Annotated in this window: 2 protein-coding genes; one reads left to right on the top strand and one right to left on the bottom strand. The window is 69.4% G+C overall.

Annotation, left to right across the window (positions count from 1 at the left end; translation table 11 throughout):
- Positions 1 to 2,009 (top strand): phenylacetic acid degradation bifunctional protein PaaZ (paaZ, locus tag QZT63_RS18335; protein WP_290653246.1); only part of this gene is annotated, 2,009 nt, incomplete at its 5' end.
- Positions 2,010 to 2,172: 163 nt separating this feature from the next.
- On the opposite strand, the gene QZT63_RS18330 is transcribed toward paaZ, so the two are convergent.
- On the bottom strand, positions 2,173 to 2,695 hold a 523-nt coding region (locus QZT63_RS18330), incomplete at its 5' end, for an L-serine ammonia-lyase, iron-sulfur-dependent, subunit alpha (protein WP_290653244.1).

The raw sequence follows: 2,695 nt of genomic DNA, 5'->3' as shown, positions 1-2,695 counted from the left end.
GGCAATGGATCCGGGGCACCGGGGCCGGCAAGCCGCTTCTCGATGCGGCAACCGGCGCGCCCGTGGCCCATATCGACTCCACCGGGCTGGATTTCGTCGCAGCGCTGGATTGGGGCCGCCGCACCGGCGGTCCCGCCCTGCGCGCCATGACGTTTCACGAACGCGCCCTGATGCTCAAGGCGATCGGGCTCACACTGATGGAGCAAAAGGAGGAGTTCTACGCCCTCTCGACAGCGACGGGGGCGACGCGCACGGATGGCTGGGTCGACATCGAGGGCGGCATCGGCACCATGCTGTCCTATGCCTCCAAGGCGCGGCGCGAGCTGCCCAACACGCGGCTGCTTCTTGATGGCGATCCCGAACCGCTGTCTTCGGATAACAGCTTCTCGGGCCAGCATCTGCTCAGCCCGCTCGAAGGGGTGGCCGTTCACATCAACGCTTTCAACTTCCCCTGCTGGGGGATGCTGGAAAAGCTGGCCCCGACGCTGCTCGCCGGCATGCCGGCGATCATCAAGCCGGCCAGCCAGACCGCCTATCTGACCGAGCTGATGGTGCGGCGGATGCTGGATACCGGGCTCCTGCCCGACGGTGCGCTGCAGCTGATCTGCGGCGGGGTCGGCGATCTGCTCGACCATGTCACGGGCCAGGATGTCGTCACCTTCACCGGCTCCGCCGAAACCGGCCGCAAGCTGCGCACGCATCCCGCGATCATCGACAATTCCGTGCGCTTCACGATGGAGGCCGACAGCCTCAACGCCGCGATTCTCGGCCCGGATGCGGGACCGGACGCGCCGGAATTCGACCTCTTCGTGCGCGAGGTCGCCCGCGAGATGACCGTGAAGGCCGGGCAGAAATGTACCGCCATTCGCCGCGTCATGGTCCCGCGCAACCGCATCGATGCCGTCACCGAGGCGCTGAAGGCCCGCTTCGCGCGGACCACGCTCGGCCTTCCCGCACAGGACGGGATCCGCATGGGGCCGCTGGCCAGCCTGTCGCAGCGCGAGGAGGTGCGCGAACGAATCGCCGATCTGCGCCGGGACGCCGACATCGTGCTGGGCGACCTCGGCCGGATCGATCTCGCCTCCGGCGACCCCGAGGCGGGCGCCTTCATGAACCCGGTGCTTCTGCATTGCGACCGGCCCGGACAGGCGGATGCCGTGCATGACGTGGAAGCCTTCGGCCCGGTCGCAACGCTGATGCCCTATGACGACATCGATGAGGCGGTCGCGCTGGTCCGGCGCGGCAAGGGCAGCCTTGTTTCCTCGGTCTTCACCAACGACCAGCAGGTCGCGAACGCCGCGGTTCTCGGGATCGCACCGTTCCACGGCCGGGTGATGATCGGAAACCGCGACAGCGCACGCAGCTCCACCGGCCACGGCTCCCCGCTCGCCGTGCTCACCCATGGCGGGCCCGGCCGCGCCGGCGGCGGCGAGGAACTCGGCGGCATGCGCGCTGTGCAGCACTACATGCAGCGCACCGCGATTCAGGGAACGCCGCGGCTCCTGTCCGGCGTCGCCGGACGCTGGATGCCGGGCGGCCCGGCCCGTCACGACAGCGTGCATCCGTTCCGCAAGTCCCTCGCCGAGCTTGAGCTGGGCGATCAGCTCGTGACCGAGCCGCGCACCGTGACCCTCGACGACATCGAGACATTCGCGGCCTTCACGGGCGATACCTTCTACGCCCATATGGACGAGGATGCCGCGCGCGCGAACCCGTTCTTCGAGGGGCGCGTGGCGCATGGATATCTCGTGGTCTCCTTCGCCGCCGGCCTGTTCGTGGAACCGGCCCCGGGCCCGGTTCTGGCCAATTACGGGATCGACAATCTGCGCTTCATGACCCCGGTCTATCCGGGCGACACGCTGCAGGTTCAGCTGACCTGCAAGCAGATCAACCCGCGCGAGAACGCCGATTACGGCGAGGTCCGCTGGGACTGCAGCGTGACCAATCAGGACGGCGATGTGGTGGCGCAATACGATGTGCTGACGATGGTGGCCAAGTCTCAGGACTGACGCTGCTCAGAGGCCCGCGCCCCCGCCCCGGCCTCGGGACGGCGGACCCGACGCTGCGGGCGGGGCGGCACGCGCCCTCCGCGCCAACGGCGCGGGGGGCGGACAGGGTCTCAGGCTGCGTCAGCAGCCTGCCGCAAGGTCACGCCGGGCCGTAACGCGGCATTCAGCAGTTCGGCACATTGACGGCGAGGCCGCCGAGCGAGGTCTCCTTGTATTTCTCACTCATGTCGGCGCCGGTCTGGCGCAGCGCCTCGATGCAGTTGTCGAGCGGCATGAAATGCGTGCCGTCCCCGCGCAGCGCGAGGCTGGCCGCCGACACCGCCTTGATCGCGCCGAGGCCGTTGCGCTCGATGCAGGGCACCTGCACCAGCCCGCGCACCGGATCGCAGGTCATGCCAAGATGATGCTCCAGCGCGATCTCGGCGGCGTTCTCCACCTGCTCGGGCGTGCCGTCGAGCACCGCGCACAGCCCCGCCGCGCCCATCGCGGCGGCGGCCCCCACCTCGGCCTGGCAGCCGCACTCCGCCCCCGAGATGGAGGCGTTGTGCTTGACCAGCCCGCCGATCGCGGCGGCCGTCAACAGGAACTCCCCGACCCGTGCGGGACGCGCGCCAGGCACATGGTCGAGCCAGTAGCGCATCACGGCCGGAACCACCCCGGCCGCGCCGTTGGTGGGGGCGGTGACG

Origin of the sequence: Aquisalimonas sp. (assembly GCF_007120195.1) — a bacterium.
In the GTDB taxonomy this organism is placed as follows: Bacteria; Pseudomonadota; Gammaproteobacteria; order Nitrococcales; family Aquisalimonadaceae; genus Aquisalimonas.
The sequence above is the reverse complement of the archived record's forward strand: the minus strand, read 5'-3'. Positions and strand labels throughout refer to the sequence as shown.